Source organism: Vibrio sp. D401a (assembly GCF_030248515.1).
GTDB classification, from domain to species: Bacteria; Pseudomonadota; Gammaproteobacteria; order Enterobacterales; family Vibrionaceae; genus Vibrio; species Vibrio rotiferianus.
In genome coordinates, this window is the sequence record NZ_JAHGAI010000103.1 from 1 (window position 1) to 608 (window position 608).

Below are 608 nucleotides of genomic sequence, written 5' to 3' on the forward strand. Positions count from 1 at the left end.
CTTAACAGGGCGTTATGTTGCAATGAGCTTTCGATATGCTCTAATGTTACATAAATCGTTATTGTTCCGAGAGAAATCGAATCATGTATCAACTGCGCTGCACTAAGAAATCACAAGACTTGCTGGGTCTTAGACCCCAAGACCTGTCAGATATTGAAAGCGAACATCATATTCTCGGTAATTGGTATATGCATACATTTACTCAAGAGCGTCGAAAATGTCTCTTTTTCATGGAAGAGAAAACTCTAATGTCTTTTGTGCTTATCGGTTTCAAAAAGTCAGAACTCAAGCATTTTAATGAAGCTTTCAAAAGTGGGTTGTTGACCTTACTAGAGCTTGAAAATGCTCCAAATGAGATTCTTTCTTCGTTTGGAAATGCAGAGCCGAATATTAGCTTTACCAAAACTGACAGTCGAAAGTTACTTGGTCACGTTAACGATAAAATGTCGTTGTACCAAGATTTCATATATTCAGATGGCGGTATTGAGCATTGTGATCTAGCGCAGATCACCGCAAAAATTAATAGAATGCCTCAAAAAGAGCTGGGTTGGGCATTATCAATAGATGCCTTCAATGAGCTCTTCAACTAGCAACATAACAAACTGTTC

At 38.2% G+C, this 608-nt stretch carries 1 protein-coding gene; it reads left to right on the forward strand.

Annotated elements, in window-relative coordinates; translation table 11 throughout:
* Nucleotides 1–83 precede the first annotated feature (83 nt).
* The gene (locus KIV41_RS24660) at nucleotides 84–590 is read left to right on the forward strand and encodes a hypothetical protein (RefSeq protein WP_285337851.1); all 507 of its coding nucleotides are present in this window, start codon (nucleotides 84–86) and stop codon (nucleotides 588–590) included.
* Nucleotides 591–608 lie beyond the last annotated feature (18 nt).